Origin of the sequence: Neptunomonas japonica JAMM 1380 (assembly GCF_016592555.1) — a bacterium.
GTDB classification, from domain to species: Bacteria; Pseudomonadota; Gammaproteobacteria; order Pseudomonadales; family Balneatricaceae; genus Neptunomonas; species Neptunomonas japonica_A.
Window position 1 is genome coordinate 4,037,570 of the sequence record NZ_AP014546.1, and the last position, 26,595, is coordinate 4,064,164.

The 26,595-nt window shown below is 44.8% G+C and carries 24 protein-coding genes; 12 read left to right on the forward strand and 12 right to left on the reverse strand.

Going from position 1 to position 26,595, the window contains the following annotated elements; genetic code table 11:
* Positions 1-17: 17 nt before the first annotated feature.
* Positions 18-626, reverse strand: a complete 609-nt coding sequence (locus NEJAP_RS19055) for a DUF416 family protein (protein WP_201348662.1) — start codon at positions 624-626, stop codon at positions 18-20.
* Between the two features lie 170 nt (positions 627-796).
* Here NEJAP_RS19055 and NEJAP_RS19060 point away from each other — a divergent pair, with 170 nt between their 5' ends.
* The 4 genes from NEJAP_RS19060 to NEJAP_RS19075 all read left to right on the forward strand — a co-directional run bounded on the left by NEJAP_RS19060 (position 797) and on the right by NEJAP_RS19075 (position 3,829).
* Positions 797-1,348, forward strand: a complete 552-nt coding sequence (locus tag NEJAP_RS19060; protein ID WP_201348663.1) for a TRAP transporter small permease subunit — start codon at positions 797-799, stop codon at positions 1,346-1,348.
* On the forward strand, positions 1,345-2,724 hold the full coding sequence (locus NEJAP_RS19065) for a TRAP transporter large permease (RefSeq protein ID WP_201348664.1): 1,380 nt from the start codon (positions 1,345-1,347) through the stop codon (positions 2,722-2,724). Before NEJAP_RS19060 ends, NEJAP_RS19065 begins: the two co-directional genes overlap by 4 nt.
* A gap of 313 nt (positions 2,725-3,037) precedes the next feature.
* Positions 3,038-3,292, forward strand: coding sequence for a hypothetical protein (locus tag NEJAP_RS19070; RefSeq protein WP_201348665.1), 255 nt, complete (start codon positions 3,038-3,040; stop codon positions 3,290-3,292).
* Between the two features lie 75 nt (positions 3,293-3,367).
* Entirely contained in the window at positions 3,368-3,829 is a 462-nt protein-coding gene (locus NEJAP_RS19075; protein ID WP_201348666.1) for a hypothetical protein, read from the forward strand.
* A gap of 131 nt (positions 3,830-3,960) precedes the next feature.
* On the opposite strand, the gene NEJAP_RS19080 is transcribed toward NEJAP_RS19075, so the two are convergent.
* Positions 3,961-5,040 (reverse strand): TRAP transporter substrate-binding protein, encoded by a 1,080-nt coding sequence (locus NEJAP_RS19080; RefSeq protein WP_236590999.1) that lies wholly within the window; start codon positions 5,038-5,040, stop codon positions 3,961-3,963.
* Between the two features lie 260 nt (positions 5,041-5,300).
* Here NEJAP_RS19080 and hexR point away from each other — a divergent pair, with 260 nt between their 5' ends.
* Both hexR and NEJAP_RS19090 read left to right on the forward strand, forming a co-directional pair.
* On the forward strand, positions 5,301-6,185 hold the full coding sequence (gene hexR, locus NEJAP_RS19085) for a transcriptional regulator HexR (protein WP_201348667.1): 885 nt from the start codon (positions 5,301-5,303) through the stop codon (positions 6,183-6,185).
* A gap of 183 nt (positions 6,186-6,368) precedes the next feature.
* Positions 6,369-6,575: a PA3496 family putative envelope integrity protein gene (locus tag NEJAP_RS19090; protein ID WP_236591000.1), complete on the forward strand. Its 207-nt coding sequence runs from the start codon at positions 6,369-6,371 to the stop codon at positions 6,573-6,575.
* Between the two features lie 19 nt (positions 6,576-6,594).
* On the opposite strand, the gene NEJAP_RS19095 is transcribed toward NEJAP_RS19090, so the two are convergent.
* The 7 genes from NEJAP_RS19095 to NEJAP_RS19125 form a co-directional block, all read right to left on the reverse strand.
* Complete coding sequence (locus NEJAP_RS19095; RefSeq protein ID WP_201348669.1) at positions 6,595-8,088, reverse strand: FMN-binding glutamate synthase family protein; 1,494 nt, start codon at positions 8,086-8,088, stop codon at positions 6,595-6,597.
* 133 nt (positions 8,089-8,221) lie between these two features.
* On the reverse strand, positions 8,222-9,412 hold the full coding sequence (metC, locus tag NEJAP_RS19100) for a cystathionine beta-lyase (protein ID WP_201348670.1): 1,191 nt from the start codon (positions 9,410-9,412) through the stop codon (positions 8,222-8,224).
* 57 nt (positions 9,413-9,469) lie between these two features.
* Positions 9,470-10,465 (reverse strand): D-cysteine desulfhydrase, encoded by a 996-nt coding sequence (locus NEJAP_RS19105; protein WP_201348671.1) that lies wholly within the window; start codon positions 10,463-10,465, stop codon positions 9,470-9,472.
* A 154-nt stretch (positions 10,466-10,619) separates the two neighbouring features.
* Complete coding sequence (locus NEJAP_RS19110; protein ID WP_329610923.1) at positions 10,620-11,384, reverse strand: amino acid ABC transporter ATP-binding protein; 765 nt, start codon at positions 11,382-11,384, stop codon at positions 10,620-10,622.
* Positions 11,385-11,432: 48 nt separating this feature from the next.
* Positions 11,433-12,512 carry an amino acid ABC transporter permease gene (locus tag NEJAP_RS19115; protein WP_201348672.1) on the reverse strand — a complete coding sequence of 360 codons (1,080 nt, stop codon included), beginning with the start codon at positions 12,510-12,512 and terminating at the stop codon, positions 11,433-11,435.
* 2 nt (positions 12,513-12,514) lie between these two features.
* On the reverse strand, positions 12,515-13,696 hold the full coding sequence (locus NEJAP_RS19120) for an amino acid ABC transporter permease (RefSeq protein WP_201348673.1): 1,182 nt from the start codon (positions 13,694-13,696) through the stop codon (positions 12,515-12,517).
* A gap of 196 nt (positions 13,697-13,892) precedes the next feature.
* Complete coding sequence (locus tag NEJAP_RS19125; protein WP_201348674.1) at positions 13,893-14,912, reverse strand: amino acid ABC transporter substrate-binding protein; 1,020 nt, start codon at positions 14,910-14,912, stop codon at positions 13,893-13,895.
* Positions 14,913-15,374: 462 nt separating this feature from the next.
* Here NEJAP_RS19125 and NEJAP_RS19130 point away from each other — a divergent pair, with 462 nt between their 5' ends.
* From NEJAP_RS19130 to NEJAP_RS19150, 5 genes are all read left to right on the forward strand, one after another.
* Complete coding sequence (locus tag NEJAP_RS19130; RefSeq protein WP_236591001.1) at positions 15,375-16,451, forward strand: TRAP transporter substrate-binding protein; 1,077 nt, start codon at positions 15,375-15,377, stop codon at positions 16,449-16,451.
* Positions 16,452-16,761: 310 nt separating this feature from the next.
* Positions 16,762-17,214 carry a TRAP transporter small permease subunit gene (locus NEJAP_RS19135; protein ID WP_236591002.1) on the forward strand — a complete coding sequence of 151 codons (453 nt, stop codon included), beginning with the start codon at positions 16,762-16,764 and terminating at the stop codon, positions 17,212-17,214.
* A gap of 9 nt (positions 17,215-17,223) precedes the next feature.
* On the forward strand, positions 17,224-18,579 hold the full coding sequence (locus NEJAP_RS19140; RefSeq protein ID WP_201348676.1) for a TRAP transporter large permease: 1,356 nt from the start codon (positions 17,224-17,226) through the stop codon (positions 18,577-18,579).
* A 68-nt stretch (positions 18,580-18,647) separates the two neighbouring features.
* Positions 18,648-19,808 carry an iron-containing alcohol dehydrogenase gene (locus NEJAP_RS19145; RefSeq protein ID WP_201348677.1) on the forward strand — a complete coding sequence of 387 codons (1,161 nt, stop codon included), beginning with the start codon at positions 18,648-18,650 and terminating at the stop codon, positions 19,806-19,808.
* Between the two features lie 50 nt (positions 19,809-19,858).
* Positions 19,859-21,355 (forward strand): CoA-acylating methylmalonate-semialdehyde dehydrogenase, encoded by a 1,497-nt coding sequence (locus tag NEJAP_RS19150; RefSeq protein WP_201348678.1) that lies wholly within the window; start codon positions 19,859-19,861, stop codon positions 21,353-21,355.
* Between the two features lie 74 nt (positions 21,356-21,429).
* Here NEJAP_RS19150 and NEJAP_RS19155 read toward each other — a convergent pair whose 3' ends face one another.
* The 3 genes from NEJAP_RS19155 to glmU form a co-directional block, all read right to left on the reverse strand.
* Positions 21,430-22,215 carry an IclR family transcriptional regulator gene (locus NEJAP_RS19155; protein ID WP_201348679.1) on the reverse strand — a complete coding sequence of 262 codons (786 nt, stop codon included), beginning with the start codon at positions 22,213-22,215 and terminating at the stop codon, positions 21,430-21,432.
* A 241-nt stretch (positions 22,216-22,456) separates the two neighbouring features.
* Positions 22,457-24,283 (reverse strand): glutamine--fructose-6-phosphate transaminase (isomerizing), encoded by a 1,827-nt coding sequence (gene glmS, locus NEJAP_RS19160; protein ID WP_201348680.1) that lies wholly within the window; start codon positions 24,281-24,283, stop codon positions 22,457-22,459.
* 12 nt (positions 24,284-24,295) lie between these two features.
* Positions 24,296-25,660 carry a bifunctional UDP-N-acetylglucosamine diphosphorylase/glucosamine-1-phosphate N-acetyltransferase GlmU gene (glmU, locus tag NEJAP_RS19165; RefSeq protein WP_201348681.1) on the reverse strand — a complete coding sequence of 455 codons (1,365 nt, stop codon included), beginning with the start codon at positions 25,658-25,660 and terminating at the stop codon, positions 24,296-24,298.
* 112 nt (positions 25,661-25,772) lie between these two features.
* Here glmU and NEJAP_RS19170 point away from each other — a divergent pair, with 112 nt between their 5' ends.
* Positions 25,773-26,513, forward strand: a complete 741-nt coding sequence (locus tag NEJAP_RS19170) for a TrmB family transcriptional regulator (RefSeq protein WP_028468203.1) — start codon at positions 25,773-25,775, stop codon at positions 26,511-26,513.
* Positions 26,514-26,595: the final 82 nt, after the last annotated feature.

Below are 26,595 nucleotides of genomic sequence, written 5' to 3' on the forward strand. Positions count from 1 at the left end.
TAATCCAATTCTGAGCATTAGGCGTCTTCGTCACTTATCCCAATATTACTAACACCCTGATTATGTGCTAGCTCACGTAACTCGCCGATAAAGGTTTTATCCATCTGTTTAATATTCATTAAACGTTCAACCACTTCTTCCTGAAATTCGTCTTCTTGAACCATCAAGTCATGGTTGTTGATCAGTCGAAGTATCTCTACATCTGACATCTGATCATCGCCTTCAGATATTTCGACAAACATAGCAACACATTCACGAGAAACGTTTCCTACCGCAATGGCCTCATCGACATCCGCTTCTAAGATACATATCAGCGTTGAGTATAATGAGACAACGGCATCTAATGCCGGTGACGCACCATACATTTCATGCTCATCAAGATCCGGCATGTTGGCGTCAACTCTATCGAGCTGCACTTCAAAATTCATTTTGGCACCGCCAGGCACCAGTGACTGCCACACACCGTCCAATACTGTTTCCAGCTGTTTCAGATCACCAAACTCGACTAACTTATTAAAAAGTACAAAGTTCGGAAACTGGCGCTCGGTTACTGCAACACAGTAAGCGGCCAATTTTTTATGATCCAGTGAGCGTAATTGCGCCTCTACGGGCAGTCTATCAGTCATATATAGATCTCTGCTTGGGTAAGTAACATCGCTATTGTAAGGGATTTAAAGGATTTTGCAGCCATCGAGTAGATAAACCGGTGGAATTACGGATAAATATAGCGGTTTTTTGTTGTTATACTTTTAAATAACACAACTTTGAACCTATCTTGCTAATATAGAGAAGAATAATGCAGAGCAATTTTCTTATTCAGCTAGTCCGATTACTCGATGGCCTCAGCGAATGGACAGGACGAACCGTATCTTGGTTAACCTTGTTTATGGTGGTCGTCACTTTTGTAATCGTTGTTATGCGCTACGTATTTAATGTGGGCAACATTGCCCTACAAGAGTCCGTAGTTTACATGCACAGTTTTGTTTTCCTCTTAGGTGCAGCTTATACACTCAAACATGATGGCCATGTGCGTGTAGACATATTCTATCGCCCGCTAAGTGAACGAGGTAAAGCCTGGATAAATATCTTAGGTATTTTATTACTCTTATTCCCTGTCGCCGGTTTTATCGGCTACATCTCATGGGAATATGTCGCATCATCATGGTCACTGCTAGAAGGCTCTCAAGAGTCCGGAGGTTTAGATTTTCGCTATATTCTCAAAACCGCGTTAATCGCTATGCCTGTCTTAATTATCCTGCAAGGGATATCAGAACTTTGCCGTTGCATTCTTGTGCTAACAGGCCAGGGTCACCTCCTTGAAGAAGATGTATCGGAGCACACTGTATGATGGAATACCTTTCTCTCTTTCTTTTTTTAGGTGCGGTCATCGTCCTATTAATGGGTTACTCCGTTGCCTTTTCTCTTGCAGGAACCGGTCTTCTTTTTGCAGGCATAGGAGCGTTAACCGGGCACTTTGACTCTGTTTTTCTTGAGGCAATACCCAACCGATTATTCGGTATCATGAATAACGAAGTACTGATCGCGGTACCCTTGTTTGTTTTCATGGGCGTCATGCTGGAGAAATCCAAAATTGCCGAAGGGCTTCTCGACACCATGTCGATACTCTTCGGATCAATGAACGGCGGCTTAGGCATCTCAGTAACGATCGTAGGTATGTTACTTGCCGCCAGTACCGGTATTGTCGGTGCGACCGTAGTAACAATGGGGCTGCTATCCCTACCGACCATGCTGCGCCGTGGTTATGACCCTCAAGTTGCCTGTGGTGTTATATGTGCCTCTGGTACCCTAGGGCAAATAATTCCACCTTCTATCGTGTTAGTACTTTTGGGAGACGTGATTAGTTCCGCGTATCAGCAGTCACAAATCGACCAAGGTTTATTTTCTCCTGAAACCGTTACGGTGGGTGACCTCTTCTTAGGAGCACTCATTCCGGGGCTATTACTGGTACTTGCCTATACGCTTTATATCGTAGGAAAAGCCGTTATCTCGCCTTCCTCTGTTCCTGCTATTCCTAAAGAAGAACGTGATGCAGTAGATAACCTTTGGGGCAAGGTTCTTAGTGCTTTAGTGCCACCCATTTTGCTTATAGGTTTGGTCTTAGGCTCAATTCTAGGCGGATTGGCGACACCGACAGAAGCGGCTGCCGTAGGCGCAGTTGGAGCGGTTGTGTTGGCTATCTTTAAGCGTAATTTCAATCTGGAGACGTTGACTGGCGTCATGCGCTCGACGACTCAGGTCAGTTCGATGGTATTCATTATACTGGTTGGCGCGTCTATATTTTCACTGGTATTTCGTGGCTTTGGTGGTGATGACATGGTACGGGACTTTCTAACAGACCTGCCTGGTGGTGTCTGGGGAGCTCTTGCCGTCGTTATGCTCGTCATGTTCTTGCTTGGGTTCTTCTTAGACTTTATTGAGATAACATTTGTTGTTGTTCCTATTGTCGCCCCAATCTTGCTGACCATGGGACTCGACCCTATCTGGCTGGGTATTATGATTGCCCTTAACCTACAGACATCGTTCTTAACACCCCCCTTTGGTTTTGCCCTGTTCTACTTACGAGGCGTTGCTCCTGAGTCCATTTCAACAGGACAAATATACCGAGGTGTTATCCCCTTCATTGCCATACAGCTCACCATGCTAGGATTATTAGCTGCTTGGCCAGCGCTAGCAACCTGGTTACCTCACGCTGTTTATGGATAAGGGTTAGCCCAACCGTCTAGAAAGAGGAGCTGTAGTTTTTTATCTACGGCTCTTTTTTTGGCTGCAATATGGGTGGCCTCCCCTAGTACTTGAATAGAAAGTTATGCATTATCAAATAGATAAGGAAAAGTGCAGGTAAGATACTGCGCAAGCTACAATCATCAAAACGCGCATGCTTATTTTCAATGGAGGAAAATAACAGATGCAGTCAAAAAATCCTATTTATCAAGACCCTTCAAAGCAATGCACTCTAAAGCAGTCTGCGCATAAATGCGCAGGCGCAGTATTAAAACGTTAGATGCGTATGAGATACATGAAGTTTATTCGCGCAATAGTTTTAGCTCTTGGAATATTTTCAATGTACTTAAGTTATTCGTATTTTATTGATACCCGAGAGATTCCTGAAGACGGTATGAGTTGCCATGCTTTATGTGGTTTAACTATGCTTTCTGAGCAAATATTTGGCCCTGTTTTTGCTCGCTATACCGCAAGTATACTTTGGCTAATTGCCGGTCTGTTTATATGCTCATTTGGGCTTTCAGGGTTAAAGCAAGGCTCCAGACAATGAACAATCACCTAACAAGTGGGTCGTGTGTGTGACTACGCTACGCTGGTCCCACATCTTAAGCGCTAAGGATCTATCATGAAATTTACAACAGTACTTATCTGTGCGTTACTTATCTCAGGTTGCTCTTCTACTTATCAAAAAAGAGATAACAACTCTTACGGTTATACTGACCAAATATTAAGTACAAAGTTATATGCTTTACAATATTATGAAATGCACATGTGGTCTAAATCTGATGGAAGGTCTAAGTGGGTTCAGCGTGCTGCCGAGCTATGTCATCCTGACCAATTCAGTGAAATAGAATACTTTGAACAGCTATACACTTTAGGGCAGCAAACCTCTTTCTCTTTAATAGGCAGTACTCCAACTTTTTACTACGAAACCGAAACCGCAGCATTGTCTCAAGGTTATGTTTTATGTAATGGCTCCCAATTAAGCCAAGAGGAAGTTGAAGAAATCATTAGAAGAACACAATTTTGCATTAAAACAGACTGTAGGTTGTCCGATGAATCAAAGTCTTACAAGGCGCTCAAGTGATGACACACTTTGCGCACCACTTAACTAAGCCTTAATGCTATTTGGGGTTGAAAGCAAACTATTTACATGGGCACATAAAAAAGCCGGCTAATGCCGGCTTTAAATTGAAGCTAGATATTATCTAAGCAAACTTAAACAGGGTTACGTGCGTTGAGGTAAGCCTGTTCAGATACTTGATGCCACTTAGTTGCTTGGTCACGGAATTTAACGAACGAATCAAATACTTTCTTCGTCATTTCATCATTAGCCGCTTCTTCAGCAATCACTTCATCAGACAGTGATTTCAGAGTAGCCAATACATCGTCTGGGAACTTGCGCAGTTGCACGTTTTGCTCATTAACTAACTGCTCAAGTGAGCGGTTATTCTTCGCTGTGAAGTCAGCCAGCATGTCTTGGTTAGCCACACGAATAGCATTACGTACAATGACCTGCAGATCCGCTGGTAGTTTCTCGAATGCTTCTTTGTTCATGAAACACTCAAGTGTTGTACCTGGCTCATGCCAACCCGGGTAGTAGTAAAACTTAGCCGCTTTATGTAAACCAAATGCAGCATCGTTATATGGACCAACCCACTCAGTTGCATCAATGGCACCCGACTGTAGCGCAGGGAATATTTCACCACCTGGAAGCAGTACAGGCGTACCACCAGCACGCTTAAGTACTTCACCACCTAAACCGGGCATACGCATTTTAAGGCCTTCAAGATCTGCCACTGAGTTGATCTCTTTGTTGAACCAACCACCCATCTGCACACCGGTATTACCCGCAGCGCCCGGTACAAGACCAAATGGTGCATATGCTTCTTCCCATAGCTCCATACCGCCACCATGGTACAACCAGCTGTTCATCTCTTGAGCCGTTAAACCGAAAGGTACCGCGGCAAAGAACTGTGCTGCACGGCTTTTACCTTTCCAGTAGTAAGAAGCACCATGCCCCATTTCCGCCGTTCCGCGAGAAACTGCATCAAAAATTTCCAGTGCGCCAACTAGCTCTTTAGCACCGTAAACTTTTACTTCAACTCGGCCGCCCGTCATTTCAGTGATCAGCTTAGCCAAATTATTTGCACCCACACCTAAACCAGGAAAGTTCTTAGGCCAGGTGGTTACCATTTTCCACTTAAACTCTGGCGCAGCCTGAGCTGCGGTAGACATCATGGCACCTGTTGCTACGGTTGCAGCTCCGGCACCTTTTAGAAATTGACGACGCTTCAAAGGCCTACTCCTTACGTTATTATTTTGCAGTGATTTACAATAAACATAGCATGCACTATAAGCCCCTGCAACGATCACTAACAGCTCTTTTATTACGTACGTGGTATTACCCATACGGCTATAAACAATCAGTAAAAAGTGACATGTTTTGTAGATAACTAATCGTGCTATCGCGTGGATAAAACTCAATGAAATTATGTGCTTTCATATTTCGTTGATATACTGATACGTTACGTAATAGCGCTTAACGAGAATTACTTTTGAACGCAGCAAACTTACTAAAGTCAATCACAGATGCTCAGCCTAAGCTTCGCAAATCGGAGCAAAAAGTTGCAGACTTTGTGTTGGCTAATCCTCAGGAAGTTATCCACATGCGTATTGTGGACCTCGCCTCAGAAGCAAATGTCAGTGAGCCTACCGTCGTCAGATTTTGCCGCGCTCTTCACTATGATGGTTTTCAAGATTTCAAACTAACACTCGCTCAAGGGTTGGCCAGTAACCCCAACTTTGAGCCGTTTGCATTGAACTCTAAGGATACTGTTTCTGAGTTTAAGCAAAAGATTTTCGATTCTATGATCGGTAACTTAATCGATATTCGTGACAAGCTAGACGCTGAAACACTAGAAAATGCCATTGATGCATTAGTAAAAGCAAAACGTATCGAGTTTTACGGGTTTGGCGCATCCGCGGCGGTATGTAGCGATGCACAACACAAGTTTTATCGATTACAAATATCTGCCGCGGCTTATTCTGACCCGCACATGCAAACGATCTCTGCTGTTTCTATGTCCGCTGGCGATGTCGTTGTTGCCGTTTCACAAACAGGGCGCACCAAAGACTTACTGCACACGGTTAAATTAGCCAAAGAAACCGGGGCAACCGTCATCACGTTATGCCCTGGAAATACACTGCTCGCTGATTTAGCTGATATCGCTATTCATATTGATGTCGAAGAAGATAAAGATCTCAGCACGCTGATGTCTTCACGTGTTCTCCACCTTGTTGTCATTGATGTACTTGCCGTCGGTGTGGCGATGCGACTTGGTCCGGCATTATTGGACCATTTGAAAACCATTAAACGTAGCTTGCGCAGCCTACGACAAAACGATAAGCGCCTCTTAACAAAGCCTGATACTGAAGTATAAGGTCATCAGCTACTGTCTTAATATTTCTGCAATCTGAATACACTAACCTGCCTTTAACACATAGCGGATCAAACACAGGGGAATTAAAAATCCACCTTTCGCTATGCCGTCATTTTATATCAAGAAACAGCCTGCCTAAGCACGACTCTATTTAAGGCAGGCAATGATAAAAGGTTGATTATGATGTTAAAGCACAATACTAATCCGCTAAACGAAGTACAGCTTGAAATCATGAACGCACTAATGGGCTATGAAGACGATAAAAACCTTATCAGTAAAAAACAGGCAACAAAGCGTTTATTCCAAGCTAGACGTGCCATTGAAGAACGCCGGGAAAGACATAGCCTAGCAAAACATATAGATAGAGAAGCCTGGTACGACTCGCTTTAGGCTTCTCTACTGAGCAGAGCTATTGATGCTCTGGATAAATAATATTCAGAGGCACAGAGTTACCACCATCCATGACGATAGCAGCATGGTGGCGCTTTAATTGGCGTGGCTCTGAAGCACCACAAGAGTGAGCGATAATCTCTACTTCATGCACTAAATTGTGATGAAAATGAGCGACTCGCTCAGCCTTGCTCTCCGGCACTAGCCCTCGCTGTAAATCAGGATCATGTGTTGTAATACCTGTTGGGCAGGTATTTTTATTACATTGCAAAGCTTGTATACAACCCAAAGCAAACATAAAGCCACGTGCGCTCACCACAAAGTCTGCACCGATGCATAATGCCGCTGCAACATCTGTTGGGTTGATCATTTTACCGGATACAATCACGCGTATACGCTCACGCAGCTCATGTTGATGTAATTTGTTTACCAAAACCGGCAAGCTTTCACGCACAGGTAAACCAACACTGTCCATTAAAGGCATTGGCGCAGCACCTGTACCGCCGTCCGAGCTATCCAGCGTAATAAAGTCTGGAGCATTTTCAATACCCCGCTTATTAACCGCCTCAAAGAACTCATCAAGCCATTCAGTGGTACCTAATACTAATTTAAATCCACATGGTTTTCCGGTCACCCTACGGATTCGTTCAACGGTATTCAGTAGATCATCAATAGAGGCTATATCAGCATGTCGATTCGGGCTGATCGACGCTTGCCCTTCTGGAATGCCTCGAATATCAGCAATGGCTTTACTCACTTTCTCTGCGGGTAAAATCCCGCCTTTACCGGGTTTCGCGCCTTGAGACAGCTTAATTTCAAACATTTTCACCTGAGTAATAGCGGCTTTTTCTTTCAGCTTTTCATCTGAAAGCCCGCCATCGGCATCCCTTACACCATATTTAGCCGTTCCTATCTGGTAGACAAGGTCACAGCCTCCTTCAAGATGAAAAGGAGATAAGCCCCCTTCTCCTGTATTCATCCAGCACCCTGCTTTAGACGCTCCATGTGAAAGCGCTTGAACAGCGGGCTTTGATAAAGCACCATAACTCATACCTGAAACATTAAAAAACGACGGGGCATCGTAAGGGTGCTCGCAGTAAGGCCCGATACGTGAAGGTTGAGAAGAGGCGGCGTCTTCAGAAAGCGTCGGGAAGGGGCAGTTAAGAAAGTAATGAGTGCCGGGGCGACGAAGGTCACGTGTTGAGCCAAAAGCGATAGTATTATCAATGTTCTTTGAGGCCCTATATACCCAGCTACGTTGCGCGCGGTTAAAGGGTAGTTCCTCTCGGTCCATAGCAAAAAAGTATTGACGAAAAAACTCACCCATATGCTCAAACAAATAACGGAAACGCCCAATTAATGGATAGTTACGTCGAATCGTTTGTGCTGTTTGTTTTTTATCATTACGGTAAAGAATGAAGCCTGTAATCAATAATACGACCACAACCAACAAGAATAAAATTCCGATAGTTGCAATAAAATTAATTGCAAAAATAGTAACCGTATCGCTCATCATTTATCCCCTAACTCATTGATAGGCCTATCCTACTCTAGAGTCAGTGTAGGCGAATATAGTCATATTAAGTTAACTTATCCACAGGCTTAATTAACACATCTAAAAACAATATCATTAAAAATGTCTATCGTTACTCAGCTATTCGTCCAAAGCCTGCGTCAAGATCCTTAACTAGATCGTCCACATTTTCCAAGCCAATATGAACGCGGACGAGCGTTCCCTCAAAGTCGACCTTACCCGAGGGGCGAATTTCATTCAGTTCTTCAGGTTGGTTAGCAAGAATCAAAGACTCATAGCCACCCCAAGAATAAGCCATACTGAAATGCTCAAAGTTATCGAGGTACTGCTCCAACTGTGCATCACTCAAACGTTGTTTCAGAATAAATGAGAACAACCCATTGCAACCCTTAAAGTCACGCTTGTAAAACTCATGCCCTTTACAGCTAGGTAGTGCAGGATGATTCACACGCTCAACTTCAGGTCGCCCGCTTAACCAGTTCGCAACAGCGATACTATTAGCTTCATGTTGTTTTAACCTGATGCCCATTGTGCGCAGTCCCCGAGCTGCCATATAGGCAGTGTCGGCATCAACCATCTGGCCCATTAGGTATGAGCGCTCCCGTAACCGCTCCCAGCAGCGCGCATTGGATACCGCCGTACCCAACATAGCATCGGAGTGGCCAACAATGTATTTGGTACCGGCCTGAATAGATATATCGATATCATGCTCTAGTGCTTTAAATAGCACACCGGCAGCCCAGGTGTTGTCTATCATGACAATTATTTCAGGATTGATAGCTCGAGCCGCTTTCACCATTGCTGGTATATCGGGTACTTCCATCGTAATAGAACTAGGCGACTCTAAAAAAAGGAGCTTGGTATTTTTCTTTACCAAATGACGAATATCAGCACCTATTGTCGGTTCATAATAGGTGGTAGTAACGTTCATATCATTGAGGATGATGTTACAAAAATCTTGTGTAGGCTCATAAGCCCCTCCGGTCATCAATATATGATCACCTGCCACCACAAAGGAAAGAATAGCATTGGAGACCGCCGCCGCACCGCAAGGATAAAGCGCACAACCGACACCCCCCTCAAGTTCAACCATCGCTTCTTGTAGTGAGAAATGCGTCAACGTACCACGACGTCCGTAGAACAACTCGCTATTAGCACGGTTAGCTGTGGCTATTTTTTTATCTTTAACCGAATCAAACACTAACGATGACGCGCGTTGAATAACCGTATTGACTGAGCCCAATCCAAATTTCTTTGAGCGGCCAGCACTCACTAGTGATGTTGCAAGTTTATCGAGGTACATGGTGGTTCTCATATTTCATTTGTTTGTCATAGACGCGGCAGTCACCTTTTTAGAGCGTCATGATAATACTTCTCGGTAAGCAAATAGCCCTTGGCTCCCGCCTGTGTGCAAAAACAGAACATTTTGCTTTGCAGAAAAGGCTCCTGTACGGCATTTATCAATAAGCCCTGCCATCCCCTTGCCCGTATATACAGGATCAAGTAGTACACCCTCCTGTTCGGCTGACATTTTCACCGCCTCTATAGTCGCAGGCGTAGTGATACCATAGCCTGCGCCATAATAGCCGCCATCAGCAATCACTCGACCATTGGCTAGCGCAGGATCAAGCCCCATATGTTGGAGTGTTTTTTCCAATAACGCTTGGACTAACGCTTGCTGTGCTTGAGTGTCACGGCTTACCGCAATACCCAGCACAGGAATATCAGCACCCGCTGCAATGAGGCCTGCCAGTAACCCAGCCTGTGTTCCCGCACTACCCGATGCGAGAACGATCTGATCAACGGTAATACCCTGTTCTACTATTTGTGCCAGTATCTCATTGGCACAGCGAACATAACCAAGACTGCCCACCTCGTTAGAGCCACCCACTGGAATAAGGTAAGGCTTTTTTCCAGCGTCAATTAATCTAGCCATTAACTGGTCAGCAAATGCAACGCTATCCACCCCTTCAGCTACAGCATGAATGGTTGCGCCAAACAGCTTATCCAGCAAGATATTGCCGTTATTGTAATAGTCTTGCTTTGGCGTGCCTTCGACATCTTCAAGCACTAACTCACAGGCAAAGCCAAATTTTGCCGCTGCAGCAGCTGTCTGACGAGCATGATTCGATTGCAGTCCACCGATAGTAATTAAGGTATCAGCACCCGCATCACGTGCAGCCGCCAGTAAGTATTCCAGTTTTCGCGTTTTGTTTCCGCCACCCGCTAACCCTGTGCAGTCATCTCGTTTAATAAACAAGTTGCAACCCAATGCTTGTGACAGTCGTGGCATGGCTTCAAGTGGCGTTGGCCCATGGCTAATGACCATACGAGGGAAAGTATCAAAATCGATCATGAACGGCATACTCCTAGAGCGCCTATCTAGTGAGCGCCCTTTCGATATAAGTTTTAACTATGAGGATAAAGCACAGAAGTAGTGTACGTCCTTGTACGAAGGCTTAAATACCCTACTGATAAGCGTAAGGCTTTTGGTGTCTACAGAGACGGTATTAATGCCCTAAAATCTGACTGAGGAACAACTGTGTGCGCTCATTTTGTGGATTATCAAAGAACTCATGAGGTGTATTTTCTTCGATAATGCGGCCTTCATCCATAAAAATAACCCGATCAGCCACTTGCTTAGCAAATCCCATTTCATGCGTCACACAGATCATGGTGGTACCTTCTTCGGCCAACTCCACCATGACATCCAAAACTTCTTTGATCATTTCAGGATCCAGTGCAGAAGTTGGCTCATCAAACAGCATCACTCGTGGGTTAGAACACAGCGCTCGCGCTATTGCCACACGCTGCTGCTGCCCACCAGACAATTGTCCGGGAAACTTGTTCGCTTGCTGAGGTATCTTAACTCGCTCAAGATAGCTCATTGCCATATCTTCCGCGTCCTTCTTGGGCATTTTATTCACTAAACGAGGAGCTAACGTCAAGTTGTCCAAGATAGTCATATGGGGGAATAGATTAAAATGCTGGAACACCATGGCTACTTCTTTACGCACAGCTTCCAAGTTTTTAACATTATCATCCAGTAAGATACCGTCGATCAGAACTTCGCCGGCTTGGTATTTTTCCAGACGGTTCATACAACGAATAAGAGTCGACTTACCCGAACCCGAAGGGCCACAAATAATAATCTTCTCGCCTTTTTTGACATGCAAATTAATATCTTTCAAGACATGAAATTCGCCATACCATTTATTCAAATCATTTACATGAATCAGTATATCGTCAGCAGATGTTTGGCCATTTGAACTCATAAATTATACCTATACTCAATTCTGTGGTGTTATCAAACAGAGGCGCTATTAATGCTGTTCGCCTTTACGCAATTCTGTTTCAAGATTATTCGCGTATGAAGCCATCGAATAACAAAAGACAAAGTAAATAGCCGCAACAAAGATATACACTTCGATGTAAAAGGCCCGCCATACAGGGTCTGTAATGGCTACTTTGGCCGTAGCCAGTAGATCAAACAACCCAATAATCAAGACCAGTGAAGTATCTTTAAACATCGAAATAAAGCTATTTACCGTCGGTGGAATGACAATACGCAGTGCTTGCGGCATCACCACAACACGCATCGTTTGCCAATACGTTAACCCCATCGCTGCTGCCGCTTCATACTGACCTTTAGGCACGGCCTGTAAACCACCTCGAAAAACTTCAGCAAGGTACGCCGACGTAAATAGGATGATACCGATTTGCGCTCGGAGCAATTTATCAATCGTTACACCTTCAGGTAAGAATAACGGGAACATCACAGAGGCCATAAACAGCACACTGATCAACGGAACCCCACGTACCAACTCGATAAAAGCAACACACCAAACACGAATCAAGGGCAACTCAGAACGGCGCCCTAACGCGAGTAAAATACCAAGCGGGAAAGCAGCGACTGTTCCGACAACCGCTAACATCAGCGTTAACGGCAGACCACCCCATTGCGTATTTTCTACGTAACTTAAACCCAGTACACCACCCCACATCAAAATGCCCAAACCAATTAGGCTTGCGATCCATAACGGAAGTAGCCACAACTTCCAGAATGACCTGAGCAAACTACAAATGATTAAACCGACAAACCACACCATTGCAAGTAGCGGCCGCCATTGCTCATCAGCGGGATATGTACCAAAAATAATAAAGCGGTATTTCTCTGAAATAATCCCCCAACAGGCACCGTCAGAGGCCGCCTTACAGGCCGATGCATCTGCAGCAAAAACTGCATTTAAAATGCCCCAGTCCACCACACCGGCTAAAAACTTAACCACTAAATAGATACAGATGATAGAGATCACTGTATTCAGCTTATTACTGAACAAGTTTTCCTTCATCCAATTCACGATTCCGCTCTGACTTGGCGGCTTAATAGCTATATTACTCATATCTATCGCTCCACCAGTGCCATCTTTTTGTTATACCAATTCATAAATAGCGAAATCACTAGGCTTATCCCTAAATAAACAGCCATGAATATGGAAATTGCTTCGATCGCCTGCCCCGTCTGGTTCATTGTGGTATTCGATAATGAAACCAAGTCAGGATAACCAACGGCTACCGCCAAAGAGCTATTTTTAGTTAGGTTGAGGTATTGGCTGGTTAGCGGAGGAATCATTACGCGTGACGCTTGAGGTAATACAACATGCATCAGCGTTTGACTCGGCTTTAAGCCTAAATCCGTAGAAGCCTCTTCTTGCCCTTTTGGCACTGACAACAAGCCACTTCGAACGATGTCAGCGATATAGGTTGATGTATATAAAGTTAGGCCTATCAGCAAAGAAAGAAATTCAGGAGATAACTTAGCGCCACCTTTGAAATTAAACCCCTTAAGTACAGGCGTACTCATTTCTGTAGGCGCACCACAAACAAGATAGGTAATGAAAACACTGACGACGACTAGTGCTAAGCCGGCCCATGCATACGGAAACGTCTGCCCCGTTCTATCACGATGTGCTAATGCCCAGCGGCGTAGTAACCACACACCAACCAGTGCAATAACAAACACAACGCCCATCCAAAAATACGCAGGATGGTCCGCAGGTACTGGAAATAAAACGCCACGATTACTGAAAAACACATCGGGCAAAACTTCTAATGCACGCTTAGGGCTAGGCAGGGCATTATTAATCAGTGTGTACCAAAAAATAAGTTGCAATAGCACAGGGATATTACGGAACAGATTGATATATACCGCAGCAATACGGCTCAAGATCCAGTTCTTCGACATTCGCGATACACCCACAACGAAACCAATCAATGTGGCGAATATGATGCCCAGAAAAGAGACCTTCATTGTATTAAGAAAACCGACCATGAGTGCTCGGCCATAGCTGTCAGCAGGCGTGAACTCAATCATATGTTCACTGATGCCGAATGAGGACTCTAACGACAAAAAGCTATAGCCCGTCGCAATGCCTTGATTAGCCAAGTTCTCAAAGGTGTTTGAAATAAGATACCAAGCAATAAATGCGATACCCCCAGTGACGAGTATCTGAGCAAAAACACCTCTCGCCTTCTCACTATAAATTAAACTGGATAGCCTTTTACGGCTCTTTAATGGTTCGGACATTAGCCTGTCTCTCTAATTATTATCTGAACATACGGTTTCATCGCCGCTATATGATCACAATAGCGGTTTACATACTCAACAAAACGCATTAATCATTAACAAATTAAATAATAAGTAAAAGGGGCGAGTCCATATGCATCAACTTTAGAAGCCCCTTAAAAAAAGCCCCGATTATCGGGGCTCAGGTCATACCGTCTTAACGAATCGGTGCTGGATACATCAATCCACCATTAGTCCACAACGCATTCAATCCACGCTCTAGGCCTAATTTAGCTTTAACATTACGGTCAAAACTTTCGCCATAGTTACCTACTTGTTTAATGACGTTATATGCCCAATCATCACTAACACCAAGCGCTTTACCCATGTCGCCGGTTGTACCTAGCAGACGCTGTATACCTGGGTCTTTACTGTCTTTTTTGAAAGTATCAACGTTAGCCGATGTAATACCTTTCTCTTCAGCTTCTAACATTGCAATGTGCGTCCAACGCACGATATCTGCAAACTCTTCGTCACCATGTCGAACAGCAGGGCCTAAAGGTTCTTTAGAAATGATTTCAGGTAACACGATGAAATCATCAGGATTCGGTGCTGTTTGACGGTAAGAAGCTAAGCCTGATGCATCCGTTGTATAAACATCACAACGACCAGAGAAGAATGTCTGAACAGCTTCTACAGCGTTTTCGATAACCACTGGCTCAAAGCTCATGCCCTGTGCACGGAAGTAATCTGCAAGGTTTAACTCTGTTGTTGTACCAGGTTCGATACACACAGTTGCACCATCTAACTCAGTAGCGCTGGTAATACCAGATGCTTTTGCAACCATGAAGCCTTGGCCGTCGTAGTAGTTCACACCGGCAAAGTTAAGACCAACTTTAGTATCTCGCGATAGTGTCCAAGTTGTATTACGCGCAAGCAAATCAACTTCCTTAGACTGCAATGCCGTAAAACGCTGAGCTGCCGTCAAAGGTGTAAAGCGAGCTTTAGAAGCATCACCTAAAATCGCAGCAGCAACCGCATGACATAAATCAATATCTAAGCCTTCCCACTTACCTTCAGAAGTCGGGGCAGAAAAACCAGCCAACGCAGTATTGGCACCACATTGCACATAACCTTTTGCCTTGATCGAATCAACAGTTTCACCTGCCATAGCAAAAGTACTCAAAGCTGCTGTTGCTGCGATGGTACCGCCAACGATCAGTTTCAATGATTTCATATATTGCTCTCTTCATTGTTTTTATTAAATAAGTGTTCAAGCACAACTTATCACTAAATAAGGAGTACGAAAACAAAATAACCTTTGAATCTAAAGGAAAAAATATTATTCACAATTTCCCCTGATTTGATCCCGTCTACTGAGCATTTATAAACCACTTCGGCATTTATGTTCCGTAATACAAAACTATAAAGACCTGACAACAAACAGTAGAACCTAATTAAACGATTCAATCCCCCTATATCAAAGCCCCTATTCTTCAAAAACAGTAAGAGCAACCACAAAACAATCCATTATGGCCCCAAATGTCCCAATATAGAAATATATTGACACAGCAAAAATTCACTATTATGGTATTTATAGTTCCAATATATAAATATGAAACCTTGAATACTAATAAAAAGGACCTATTCATTGAGGTTTTTTCATGCTCACTGGGTAGCCAAACTTGAGGATTTAACTGTGAACAAAGCAACAACTAAACTTCGATCATCGGTCATTAAAGCAACCCTTGCCGGGGTTATCGCAACATCAATGAGTACAGCGCTCCAAGCTGAAGATAACGTTCGATGGAAGGTCCAGTCGGTATTTGGCACCCACTTACCTGCCCTGGGCGACCCCATCGCCCAAGTTGCTAAGCAGCTTAAGCAAGCAAGTGACGGTAGCGTGCAGTTCAAAGTTTATGAGCCGGGCAAGATCGTTCCCCCTTTTGCTATTTCAGAAGCGGTCAAAAATAAGCAGATCCCTGCCGGTCTTTACCTCCTTGGTTACGATCAGGGAAAAATCCCAGCGTCTGGCCTATTTAGCAACGTGCCTTTTGGTATGGAGCCTTGGGAATACGCATCTTGGTGGTATGAAGGCGAAGGACAAAAACTCGCTCAAGACCTGTACGCAAAACACAATATTCATCCTGTTTTGTGTGGGGTTATTGGCCCAGAAACCGCTGGCTGGTTCCGCGAGGAAATGAAATCCATTGATGATTTTAAAGGCCTAAAAATACGCTTCGCCGGTTTAGGTGGTCAGGTACTACAAAAAGCAGGCGCTTCAGTCACATCAATGCCTAGCGGTGAAATTTTTCCAGCCCTAGAAAAGGGTGCTATCGATGCAACTGAGTTTTCGATGCCAGCCATTGATCAATTACTTGGATTCGATAAGGTGGCAAAAAACAACTACTTCCCAGGTTGGCATCAAACCTTTACCGCCAATCACCTGATCGTCAATAAAGAGATATGGGATAACCTCGATAGCTCTAAACAAGCGATGATCGATATGGCTTGTACCGCAGGCACCTTGCGAGCACTGACTCGTGGAGAATCATTACAAGGCGCGATTGTTAATGGTTTCAAAGAAAAGGGAGTCACCGCACGAACACTTAACGACAAGTTGCTAACAGACTTAAAAGGACTGACCAACCAAGTAATGCAAGAACAGTCCGCTAAAGATGCTGACTTCAAGCGCGTTTATGAATCCCAGCAGGCCTTTATGCTTGAGTATAAGTCTTGGAAGAAGCTGGCTTATCTGCCTCGCAACTTTGAATAATATCTAACAGTGGCCAGATACTTTTTTGCCACTACTCACTTGCTCCATACCTTTACTCCTTAAACCTCTGCGCCTGCGGGCGCAGATCAGGGCCTCACTTTGCCAAAAAGCAGCCCCGATTTAACAACCTACCGTAAATGGAGGACTTATGCCGCAGGACAAAGGAGGTAACGGCCGACCCATAGCAACGCTTATGGACCTCGACCATTTTAACCACCATACCGAGCTCCCACATACTCGGCTGTCGAGCTTGATAGACCAAGTACTGTTAAAAATCGGCAACCTCATGTCTTGGACATGGGTGATACTGATGGTAGTGATAATCTTAAATGTCGTAATGCGCTACCTATTTGATCAGGGGCGAATCGAATTCGAAGAACTTCAATGGCATCTCTATGCTATAGGCTGGCTATTCGGGCTTTCCTACTGCTTTATCGCCGATGACCATGTGCGGGTAGACCTAATTCATGATCGTCTATCACTCAAGGCCCAAACCTGGATCGAACTGCTGGGTATTGTATTTTTACTGATTCCATTTCTAGCCCTCGTTCTTTTATATGCGGTGCCTTTCATCCTCTACTCATGGGAACTAAGTGAAGTCTCCGACGCTCCGGGTGGCCTTCCTTATCGCTGGGCAATCAAATCCGTACTCTTTATTGGCTTCGGGTTATTGGCTCTAGCAGCGCTATCTCGACTATCACGGGTCTGTGCCCTGCTATTTCTGCGCCAGAACTCTCCTTTCATTTTGGCTGAAACAAAGTAGGTATTACTCATGGAAATCAACGAGATCCTTGCCGCCTGCATGTTTGGCAGCTTTATATTATTGCTGTTTACCGGCTATCCGGTAGCGTGGGTGCTGGGTGGTATAGCTATTATCTTCTCCGCCTTAGCGATGCTAATGGACCACTGGTTTGATGCCTTTATAGGTATCGACTGGAACTTTGTCTCCGTCGTGATCCCCAGAATGTGGGACGTGATGACTAACTGGGTACTCGTAGCCCTGCCGATGTTTGTCTTTATGGGGTTGATGTTAGATCGCTCAGGTGTCGCTGAAGACCTCATGGTCAATTTATCCCGTCTATTTGGCAGAGTCAGAGGCGGACTGGCCGTTACTGTTACCTTCGTGGGTCTGCTGTTAGCAGCTTCTACAGGAATTATCGGAGCCTCAGTGGTACTGCTAGCCGTACTCGGCGTACCACTAATGATGAAGCAGGGTTATAGCAAGGAATTAGCCTGCGGCACAGTTTGCTCGACCGGCACCTTGGGCATCTTGATCCCACCTAGCATCATGCTGGTGATGATGGGGGATCGCATTGGCGTCTCGGTAGGTGACTTATTTCTGGGCGCCCTATTCCCTGGTTTACTGCTCGCAGGGCTCTATGTCACTTATATCATGACACTTAGTTTTCTTAATCCTCAGTCTGCACCGTTATCAAAAGATGCCGAGCCTGTTTCAGTAAAAGTGATATTCAGCGTACTCAAGGCAGTACTGCCGACGGCGGGCCTTATAATCGCCGTACTCGGCTCTATATTCTTCGGTATAGCTACACCCACTGAAGCATCTGGCGTCGGCGCTCTGGGGGCAACCTTGCTAGCATTTGCTAACGGCCGTCTGACAGTTTCCGTACTCAGGGATGTTGGTCGTGAAACAACTAAGACCACAGCATTCATTTTCGCTCTCATACTCGGCGCTACGGCATTTTCACTGATTTTGCGCGGTTTAGGTGGCGACGAGCTCATAGAAGGGTTTCTGACTGGGCTTCCTTTTGGTCCCACAGGCATCGTTATCTGCATTCTGGCAATCACCTTTGTCCTTGGCTTCTTCCTTGATTGGATCGAGCTGACCCTGATCATCCTACCTTTAGTGGCTCCCGTTGTATCCGCCTTAGGCTTTGACCTGATCTGGTTCACCGTACTGTTTGCTGTCTGCCTACAAACCTCTTTCTTAACACCACCCGTTGGGTTTGCGCTGTTTTATCTAAAAGGTGTCGCGCCAGCGGGTATCAATCTCGGCCATATTTATCGCGGTGTGCTGCCCTTTATCCTGATACAACTAGTGGGACTAACAATCGTGTTCTATTGGCAAGGTATTGTCACCTGGCTACCTGCTACCGCTTATGCGCCATAACTCACAAATTCGCCAGCTAAATGAACGTTACTAGCTGCCTCTAATAATCTGAAAATGTAGGAGACAAAATGTCTACTCAAATAATACTGCCTCGTATCATGCAGGTGGGTGAAGGTGCTAGCCAAGAGATTTCATCTGTATTGGCCAGCCTTAACTGCCAAAAACCGCTCATCATTACCGACAAAGTAATGGTTGAGCTGGGCTATGTTAGTCGTATTAAAGAAGCATTATCCAAGCATAACATTAGCTGTGATGTTTTTGATGATACCGTTCCTGAACCTACCATTGGGTCGATCATGGCCGGCGTAGACAAGGTTCGTAACGGTAACTACGATGCAATTATCGCTGTCGGTGGCGGAAGCCCAATCGATAGCGCCAAAGCCATTGCCATTCTTGGCAAATATGGTGGCTCGATGCGCGACTATAAATTCCCAAGAATCGTCAATGAATTGGGATTACCGATAATCGCTGTGCCAACCACCGCTGGCACTGGCTCCGAAGCTACCAAGTTCACTATTATTACCGATGAAGCTAACGATGAGAAAATGCTCTGTGTTGGCCTTGGTTTTATGCCAGTAGCCGCCTTGGTCGACTTTGACTTGACTCTAAGCCTACCACCAAGGATCACCGCCGATACCGGTATCGATGCCCTCACGCATGCGATGGAAGCCTACGTCAGCAAAAAAGCCAACGCTTACAGCGACTCACAAGCCCTTGCAGCTATGCGCTTGATCGGCCCTAATCTGCGTCGCGCTTTTCACGACGGCAAAGATAAACAGGCTCGTGAAGCCATGATGCTAGGTTCGACCTTAGCCGGCATTGGCTTTTCTAATGCCTCAGTTGCTCTGGTTCATGGTATGAGCCGCCCGATAGGTGCGTTTTTCCATGTCCCCCATGGCCTATCAAACGCAATGCTGTTGCCAAGCGTAACTGAGTTTTCGATCGAGGGCGCGCCAGAGCGTTATGCCGACTGCGCCCGCGCGATGGGTATTGCCGACTCACAAGACAATACCGAGCAAGCCAATCAAAAACTATTAAGCGAGCTACATGCGCTTAACGATGAGCTGAAAGTACCGACACCTTCAAAATTTGGTATCGATCAGGAGCAGTTTCTGTCTTTACTAGAGGAGATGGCAACACAAGCACTTAATTCAGGATCCCCCGGCAACAATCCTCGTGTTCCAAGTAAAGACGAAATCATTGCCATTTATAAGACCCTTTGGAATTAAAAAGACTATTAACCCCTTTATAAAGCCTTTAATGAAGAGAGTAACCACTTATGAAAACTGTAGGACATCTAATCAACAATCGCGCAGTAGCATTGGCTGATAACACACGTACAACGCCGGTCTATAACCCAGCAACCGGCCAAGCGAGCAAAAAAGTCGCCTTAGCCAGCACAGCCACAGTGGAAGAAGCCATTGCAGCTGCTGAAGCGGCTTACCCGGCATGGCGCAATACTCCTCCACAAAAGCGTGCGGCAATCATGTTTCGCTTTAAAGAGCTGTTAGAGAAAAACGCCGAACGTATTGCTGAAGTTGTTGGAGAAGAACACGGTAAGATTAGTCATGATGCCATGGGCGAACTACAACGCGGTATCGAATGCGTCGAATATGCCTGCGCGGCTCCCGAACTGTTAAAAGGCGAACACAGTAGAAATGTTGGTCCAGGAATCGATTGCTGGAGCGAATTTCAAGCACTCGGTGTGGTTACGGGTATCACTCCATTTAACTTCCCAGCAATGGTGCCGTTGTGGATGTACCCAATGGCAATTGTTTGCGGTAACACCTTTGTCCTTAAGCCATCTGAGCGCAACCCTTCTTCAGCTATGCTGGTTGCTGAACTACTTCACGAAGCTGGACTGCCAGCCGGTGTGTTAAATGTAGTAAATGGTGATAAGGAAGCGGTTGATGTATTGCTACGTGATGAGCGTGTAAAAGCAGTTAGTTTCGTCGGATCAACGCCAATCGCTGAATATATCTACACGACTGCTAACGCCAATGGAAAACGCTGTCAGGCACTCGGTGGTGCCAAAAACCACGCTATCGTCATGCCTGATGCCGACATGGATAACGCCGTTAACCAACTGTTAGGCGCTGCATTTGGCTCTTCTGGTGAGCGTTGCATGGCATTATCAGTGGCCGTTGCTGTAGGTGATGCAGCAGCTGATGCTCTCATTTCAAAAATGAGTGTCGCTATGCAGCCGCTTAAAGTGGGTGCTTACTCTGATAGCAGCAATGACTTTGGCCCAGTCATTACACGCCAGCATCAAGAGAAGGTCGTTGGTTTCATCGACAGTGCCGAGCAAGATGGTGCAAAAATTGTGGTAGATGGCCGCAACCCTAAAATTGAAGGATTCGAAGACGGCTTCTTCGTTGGCGCCACCTTGATTGATGGTGTCACCACTAATATGGAGAGTTACAAGCAGGAAATTTTTGGTCCTGTCCTACAGGTCGTTCGTGTGAACAGCATGGATGAAGCAATGCAGATGATCAACGATCACGAATACGGTAATGGTACTTGTATCTTTACTCGTGATGGCGAAGCAGCACGTTACTTCTCTGACAATATCCAAGTAGGCATGGTAGGAATCAACGTTCCACTACCTGTCCCTGTTGCTTACCATAGTTTCGGTGGTTGGAAGCGTTCTTTATTTGGTGATTTACATGCATACGGTCCCGATGCTGTACGTTTTTACACCAAACGTAAGACGATCACTCAACGCTGGCCTTCTAGCGGCGTTCGAGAAGGCGTCGATTTCTCATTCCCAGCGTAATACTTAGACCAACCAAAGCCTTGGTTTTTTAACCAAGGCTTTGTATCAATTAAAACAGACCTTGTATTTACAGGTCACTCTCCGCTATCCATAACGGGAGAGTTCAGCAAATCACTGATTTCAGCTGCTGCCTGTCGTAATAACGGCTCATACGCCTTCAATTCCTCAAGGCTTTTCCGCACAACAGGAACATGGGTGTATAAACTTGCAATAAATTGCCCATCTTCATTCTTAATAGGTACTGAGCACCCCACCATACCATCGATATATTCTTCATTATCAATGCCCATCTCATTGGCGCGAGTCAAGATCAAAGACTCCTCAAGAGAATCCGGATCCGTTAACGTTGAACGAGACAGCTTATCGAGTGGGAGGTTATTTATTACCCGATGGCGCATGTTTTTTGGGAGAAAACTAAGATACAACTTACCGCTAGATGTACACCATAATGGCACCCGACTACCCGCCTTAAGGTTAAACTGTAAAGGCCAGCTAGATTCGACTCGGTCATAATAGACCATCTCTGTTCCATCCGGAATTGCAATCCCACAGGCTTCATCTAGCTGACGGCCCAACCGTTGTAAAATTGCTTGGCGTTGAATTTGAAAGCGGCTGCTGTACAAAACCCCTAATGCGACTTTGTACATACGCCTTGCGGGTACCACTTTTCCACGCATATTTATTTGAATGTAGCCATCATCTTCTAGCTGTTGAATAAGGCGATGCAAACTAGCTTTTGGAATACCCAAATGAAATGAAAGATCTGCGGGTGACATCGGCTGCTCTAAGGAGGAAACCGCTTCCACTATTTCCATAACTCGAGTTACTGATGGGCCTCGACCTGCACGTTGCGATGTCATCGTCTTAAAAAGCCTTTTTATGAACTTGGGGTTCTATTGTGAGCATATAAAATATATATATCAAAGAGAAAGGACGCAATGGACCTACCAGGCATAAAAATAATGCCCACTCCTGAAAGTGGACATTACTTACGGGTGTTATTTCAAAAAACGTTAACACCTCTATCTATCAGCTGCCCCTCACAGAACCGCTTGCTTGTCATAGGTTTTAATCATTGCGATCAAAAAATGAGCTAGTGCTTTATTCTACCGTTACAGATTTTGCCAAGTTACGAGGCTGGTCAACATCGGTGCCTTTCAACACAGCCACATGGTACGACAAAAGCTGCAATGGGATCGTATAAACGATCGGCTCAAGTATTTCAGGCATATCAGGCATACCTAATACGTGAATACCTTCACCCGGTTGCACTTTTTGTGTACAGCCAGCAAAAACAAACAACTCTCCACCACGTGCACTGACTTCCTGTAAGTTAGCTTTAAGTTTATCCAACATATCATTGCGTGGAGCAACCGTAACAACAGGCATGTCTTTATCAACTAACGCCAAAGGTCCATGCTTAAGCTCTCCGGCTGGATAAGCCTCTGCATGAATATAAGAGATCTCTTTAAGCTTTAACGCCCCTTCCATTGCTATCGGGTAAAGCGTACCTCTACCTAAGAACAAAGAATGCTGCTTTTCAGCAAAGGCTTGCGACATTAGCTCAATATCACTATCCATTTGCAGTGATTCTTCAATCAATGCGGGTAATAACATCATTGATTCAACTATTTGATGCTCCAATGCTTCTGTTATTTTAAAGCGTCGACCAATAACCAGCGTTGTTAACAGCAAACATACGAGCTGGGTCGTGAAAGCCTTGGTTGAAGCCACGCCTATTTCAGGCCCAGCATTGGTCATTAGGCACAGATCAGACTCTCGAACCAATGAGCTTCCCGGAACATTACAGATCGTCAGACTCGCTAAAATTTGATCTTTAACATCACGCAGCGCAGCGAGTGTATCAGCCGTCTCTCCTGATTGAGAGATAGAGATAAACAAGGTGCCTTCTTGAATCACAACTGGACGATAGCGATACTCACTTGCGACTTCAACATGACAAGGAATACCCGCCAGCCCTTCCATCCAATACTTAGCAATGAGTCCTGCATGATAACTCGTACCGCACGCTATTATCTGGATTTGCTTAACCTGATCAAAAATAGCTGCAGCCTGTTCACCAAATGCGCGCTCATTAACTAGCGCATCTTGAATTCGATCCTGAAAGGCAGCCAATGTAACCGTTGGTTGCTCATAGATCTCTTTCATCATGAAATGCTTGAACTTACCCTTCTCTGTCGCTGAAGTGGCGTGCTCGTACTGGGTGACTTCTCGCTCAACGATCTCACCATTAATATCCCAAACGGTAATTTCGTCTCTTGTTAGGTGTGCAATATCACCTTCTTCTAAAAACATAAAGCGATCGGTAACTGGCAACAGTGCTAACTGATCAGACGCGATAAAGTTTTCACCAATACCCACACCAATCACCAAAGGGCTACCTTGACGTGCAGCGATTAGCTCACCAGGTTTATCTTCATGAATAACACCCAGTGCAAAAGCACCATCCAAAGAAGCAACCGTATCTTTCACAGCACTTAAGTGATCGGCACCTGATTTAATTGCTCGGTCTAATAAATGAGCAATAACTTCGGTATCCGTTTGTGAACTGAAGTTATAACCAGAAATCATCAGTTCTGACTTTAGCTCTTCAAAGTTCTCAATAATGCCATTGTGCACAACCGCGACAGATGTGCCTGACATATGTGGATGAGCATTATGTTCAGAAGGCTTGCCATGTGTTGCCCAGCGCGTGTGTGCTATACCAGCAGAACCGATCAAAGGTTCGTCATCCAGTGCATCAGCTAATGCCTGCACCTTGCCAGCGCGGCGTAATCGATGAATTAACTCGCCATCCCAAATAGCCATGCCTGCAGAGTCATACCCTCTGTACTCCAGACGACGTAAGCCTTCTAATAAAATCCCTGATACTGAACGCTCAGCTGTTGCTCCAACAATACCGCACATACTTGCTTCTCCTTAGCCTTTCTTGACTGGGCGCTGCCAGTTAGACAAATTAGTTTGTTTGCCACGTGCTACCGCAAGCTGGCTTTGGATCACTTCTTTGGTAATGGTAGAACCAGCACCAACAGTAGCACCAGAGCCTATCTTAACCGGCGCCACTAAAGCAGTATTTGAACCAATAAATACTTGGTCACCAATTTCAGTCAATGATTTATTTACACCATCATAGTTACAGGTGATTGTGCCTGCGCCAATATTAGTATTTTTACCGATAACCGCATCACCTACATAACTAAGATGATTAATTTTTGATCCTTCGCCGACAATAGCTTTTTTGGTCTCTACAAAATTCCCCACTTTAGCCCCAGCAGCAAGCTGGGTACCCGGGCGAATTCGAGCAAAAGGTCCTACGTCGCAATTAGCGGCAATCGTAGAGTCTTCTATGACACTATTAGCGCGGATATGTGTGTTATCACCGATCGTTGCATTTTTAATAATGCAGTTAGGTTCAATCAATACACCGTGACCCAACACTACATCGCCTTCAAACACCGCGTTTACATCGATAATGACATCACCAGCTACTGATACATTACCCCTTACATCTACACGAGATGGGTCTGCTAGTGTTGCACCATTCAGCATTAGAACTTCTGCCTGCTGTAACTGGTGCCAACGTTCGAGTTCAGCTAGTTGAACTCGATTATTAACGCCCTGAACTTCTTGCTCACAAGCAGGGTGCTGAGTCTCTATGGAAACACTTTCCTCTGCTGCCATAGCAATAATGTCGGTTAAATAATATTCGCCCTGAGCATTATTCGAAGACAGCTGTGGTAACCACTTAAGCAACAAGCCTGTAGGTACTGCCATTATGCCAGTATTAACTTCTGTTACTTTAAGCTGCTCATCTGAAGCATCTTTCTGCTCAACAATGGCAATGACTTTATTGGCATCATTACGAATAATTCGACCATAGCCCGTTGGGTTTTGTAGATGTACTGTCAATAAACCCAAATTTCCTTTAGCGGCAATATCAACCAATTGCTGCATTGTCTCAGAGCGGGTTAGCGGCACATCCCCATACAGGATCAATGTAACGCCTTCAGGATCAACGTTAGGCAGCGCTTGAGCAACAGCATGTCCTGTCCCAAGCTGCTCCTTTTGCATAGAGAAGGTTAGCTGCTCATTAGCAAGAGCGGTTTCTAATAATGCGGCACCGTGCCCAATGACTACATGAAGCTTTGCCTGCTCTATATGACGAGCTTGGTCTAATACATGTTTCACCATCGGCTTTCCAGCGACAGCATGTAGAACTTTTGGCAGAGAAGATTTCATGCGGCTTCCCTGGCCCGCTGCAAGGATTACAATATCCGTTGTCATTATCCGATCCTGTAGCATCTTATGATGTGTTATTGGCAGAATTTATTTATGTCCGCTAATCTATATTATAGTTCAACTTATACAATACTTTTTGTCTGGAAAATTTTGACAAATGCAATATTCTATTCTTGAAAGACTCGGCTTTGACCAGCGAGAAATAACGATCTACCGCGCCTTACTGTCGCTAGGCCCTAGCCCTATAAGGAGCATTGCCGATAAAGCCGGTATTAATCGTGGTACAACTTACGACTGCTTAAAAGGGCTTTTACAAAAAGGTATTGTCAGCTATTTACCAAAAGGAAAGCGCCGCCTTTTCTCTCCGCGTAACCCTGAAGTACTCTTACAGCTAGCTGAACAAAGGCAACATGAGATAGAAAATACGATACAACAGCTAAAAACTTCGATTATTCCAGAGTTAAATCATCTCAAACCGGACTTTTCTGCTGCTAATGTTCAATTTTATGAAGGGGATGACGGTATTGAATTCGTACTCAGAGATATTTTGAGTAGTGTTTCTAAAAGTAATGAGCGACAGTATTCTGTCTTCTCATCAAAGCCAATACGCTCTCATCTGTATAGGCCCTTCCCAAATTACACCGCCCAGAGGATCCAAAAACAGATTGGCGTCAGAGTTATTGCCATAGGTGACGGCGGGGAAGATGCAGAGCTTTCAGAGAGAAAATGGATAAAAACAGAAGGTCATGTGGATGCCGCTTATATTGCTATATATCCACCAAAATGTGCGATTATCTCTTTAGCCTCCAATAACTACCCAACAGCAGTACTGATTGACTCAAAAGAGGTCTCTGCAGCTCAAAAGATTATTTTTGATACATTGTGGGGTGTTCTTTAAAGCTTTCTACTTATTTGAAGCAAGCTTCAGACACAAAAAAGGCAGCCGAAGCTGCCTTTTTATTCGATTGTAACTCAACGAC

Bases quoted from the DNA above. Each gene is read 5' to 3' on its own strand.
- NEJAP_RS19055 (WP_201348662.1), bottom strand. From the start codon at position 626: ATGACTGATAGACTGCCCGTAGAGGCGCAATTACGCTCACTGGATCAT.
- NEJAP_RS19060 (WP_201348663.1), top strand. From the start codon at position 797: ATGCAGAGCAATTTTCTTATTCAGCTAGTCCGATTACTCGATGGCCTC.
- NEJAP_RS19065 (WP_201348664.1), top strand. From the start codon at position 1,345: ATGATGGAATACCTTTCTCTCTTTCTTTTTTTAGGTGCGGTCATCGTC.
- NEJAP_RS19070 (WP_201348665.1), top strand. From the start codon at position 3,038: ATGAAGTTTATTCGCGCAATAGTTTTAGCTCTTGGAATATTTTCAATG.
- NEJAP_RS19075 (WP_201348666.1), top strand. From the start codon at position 3,368: ATGAAATTTACAACAGTACTTATCTGTGCGTTACTTATCTCAGGTTGC.
- NEJAP_RS19090 (WP_236591000.1), top strand. From the start codon at position 6,369: ATGTTAAAGCACAATACTAATCCGCTAAACGAAGTACAGCTTGAAATC.
- NEJAP_RS19095 (WP_201348669.1), bottom strand. From the start codon at position 8,088: ATGAGCGATACGGTTACTATTTTTGCAATTAATTTTATTGCAACTATC.
- metC (WP_201348670.1), bottom strand. From the start codon at position 9,412: ATGTACCTCGATAAACTTGCAACATCACTAGTGAGTGCTGGCCGCTCA.
- NEJAP_RS19105 (WP_201348671.1), bottom strand. From the start codon at position 10,465: ATGATCGATTTTGATACTTTCCCTCGTATGGTCATTAGCCATGGGCCA.
- NEJAP_RS19110 (WP_329610923.1), bottom strand. From the start codon at position 11,384: ATGAGTTCAAATGGCCAAACATCTGCTGACGATATACTGATTCATGTA.
- NEJAP_RS19115 (WP_201348672.1), bottom strand. From the start codon at position 12,512: ATGAGTAATATAGCTATTAAGCCGCCAAGTCAGAGCGGAATCGTGAAT.
- NEJAP_RS19120 (WP_201348673.1), bottom strand. From the start codon at position 13,696: ATGTCCGAACCATTAAAGAGCCGTAAAAGGCTATCCAGTTTAATTTAT.
- NEJAP_RS19125 (WP_201348674.1), bottom strand. From the start codon at position 14,912: ATGAAATCATTGAAACTGATCGTTGGCGGTACCATCGCAGCAACAGCA.
- NEJAP_RS19135 (WP_236591002.1), top strand. From the start codon at position 16,762: ATGGTAGTGATAATCTTAAATGTCGTAATGCGCTACCTATTTGATCAG.
- NEJAP_RS19140 (WP_201348676.1), top strand. From the start codon at position 17,224: ATGGAAATCAACGAGATCCTTGCCGCCTGCATGTTTGGCAGCTTTATA.
- NEJAP_RS19145 (WP_201348677.1), top strand. From the start codon at position 18,648: ATGTCTACTCAAATAATACTGCCTCGTATCATGCAGGTGGGTGAAGGT.
- NEJAP_RS19150 (WP_201348678.1), top strand. From the start codon at position 19,859: ATGAAAACTGTAGGACATCTAATCAACAATCGCGCAGTAGCATTGGCT.
- NEJAP_RS19155 (WP_201348679.1), bottom strand. From the start codon at position 22,215: ATGACATCGCAACGTGCAGGTCGAGGCCCATCAGTAACTCGAGTTATG.
- glmS (WP_201348680.1), bottom strand. From the start codon at position 24,283: ATGTGCGGTATTGTTGGAGCAACAGCTGAGCGTTCAGTATCAGGGATT.
- glmU (WP_201348681.1), bottom strand. From the start codon at position 25,660: ATGACAACGGATATTGTAATCCTTGCAGCGGGCCAGGGAAGCCGCATG.
- NEJAP_RS19170 (WP_028468203.1), top strand. From the start codon at position 25,773: ATGCAATATTCTATTCTTGAAAGACTCGGCTTTGACCAGCGAGAAATA.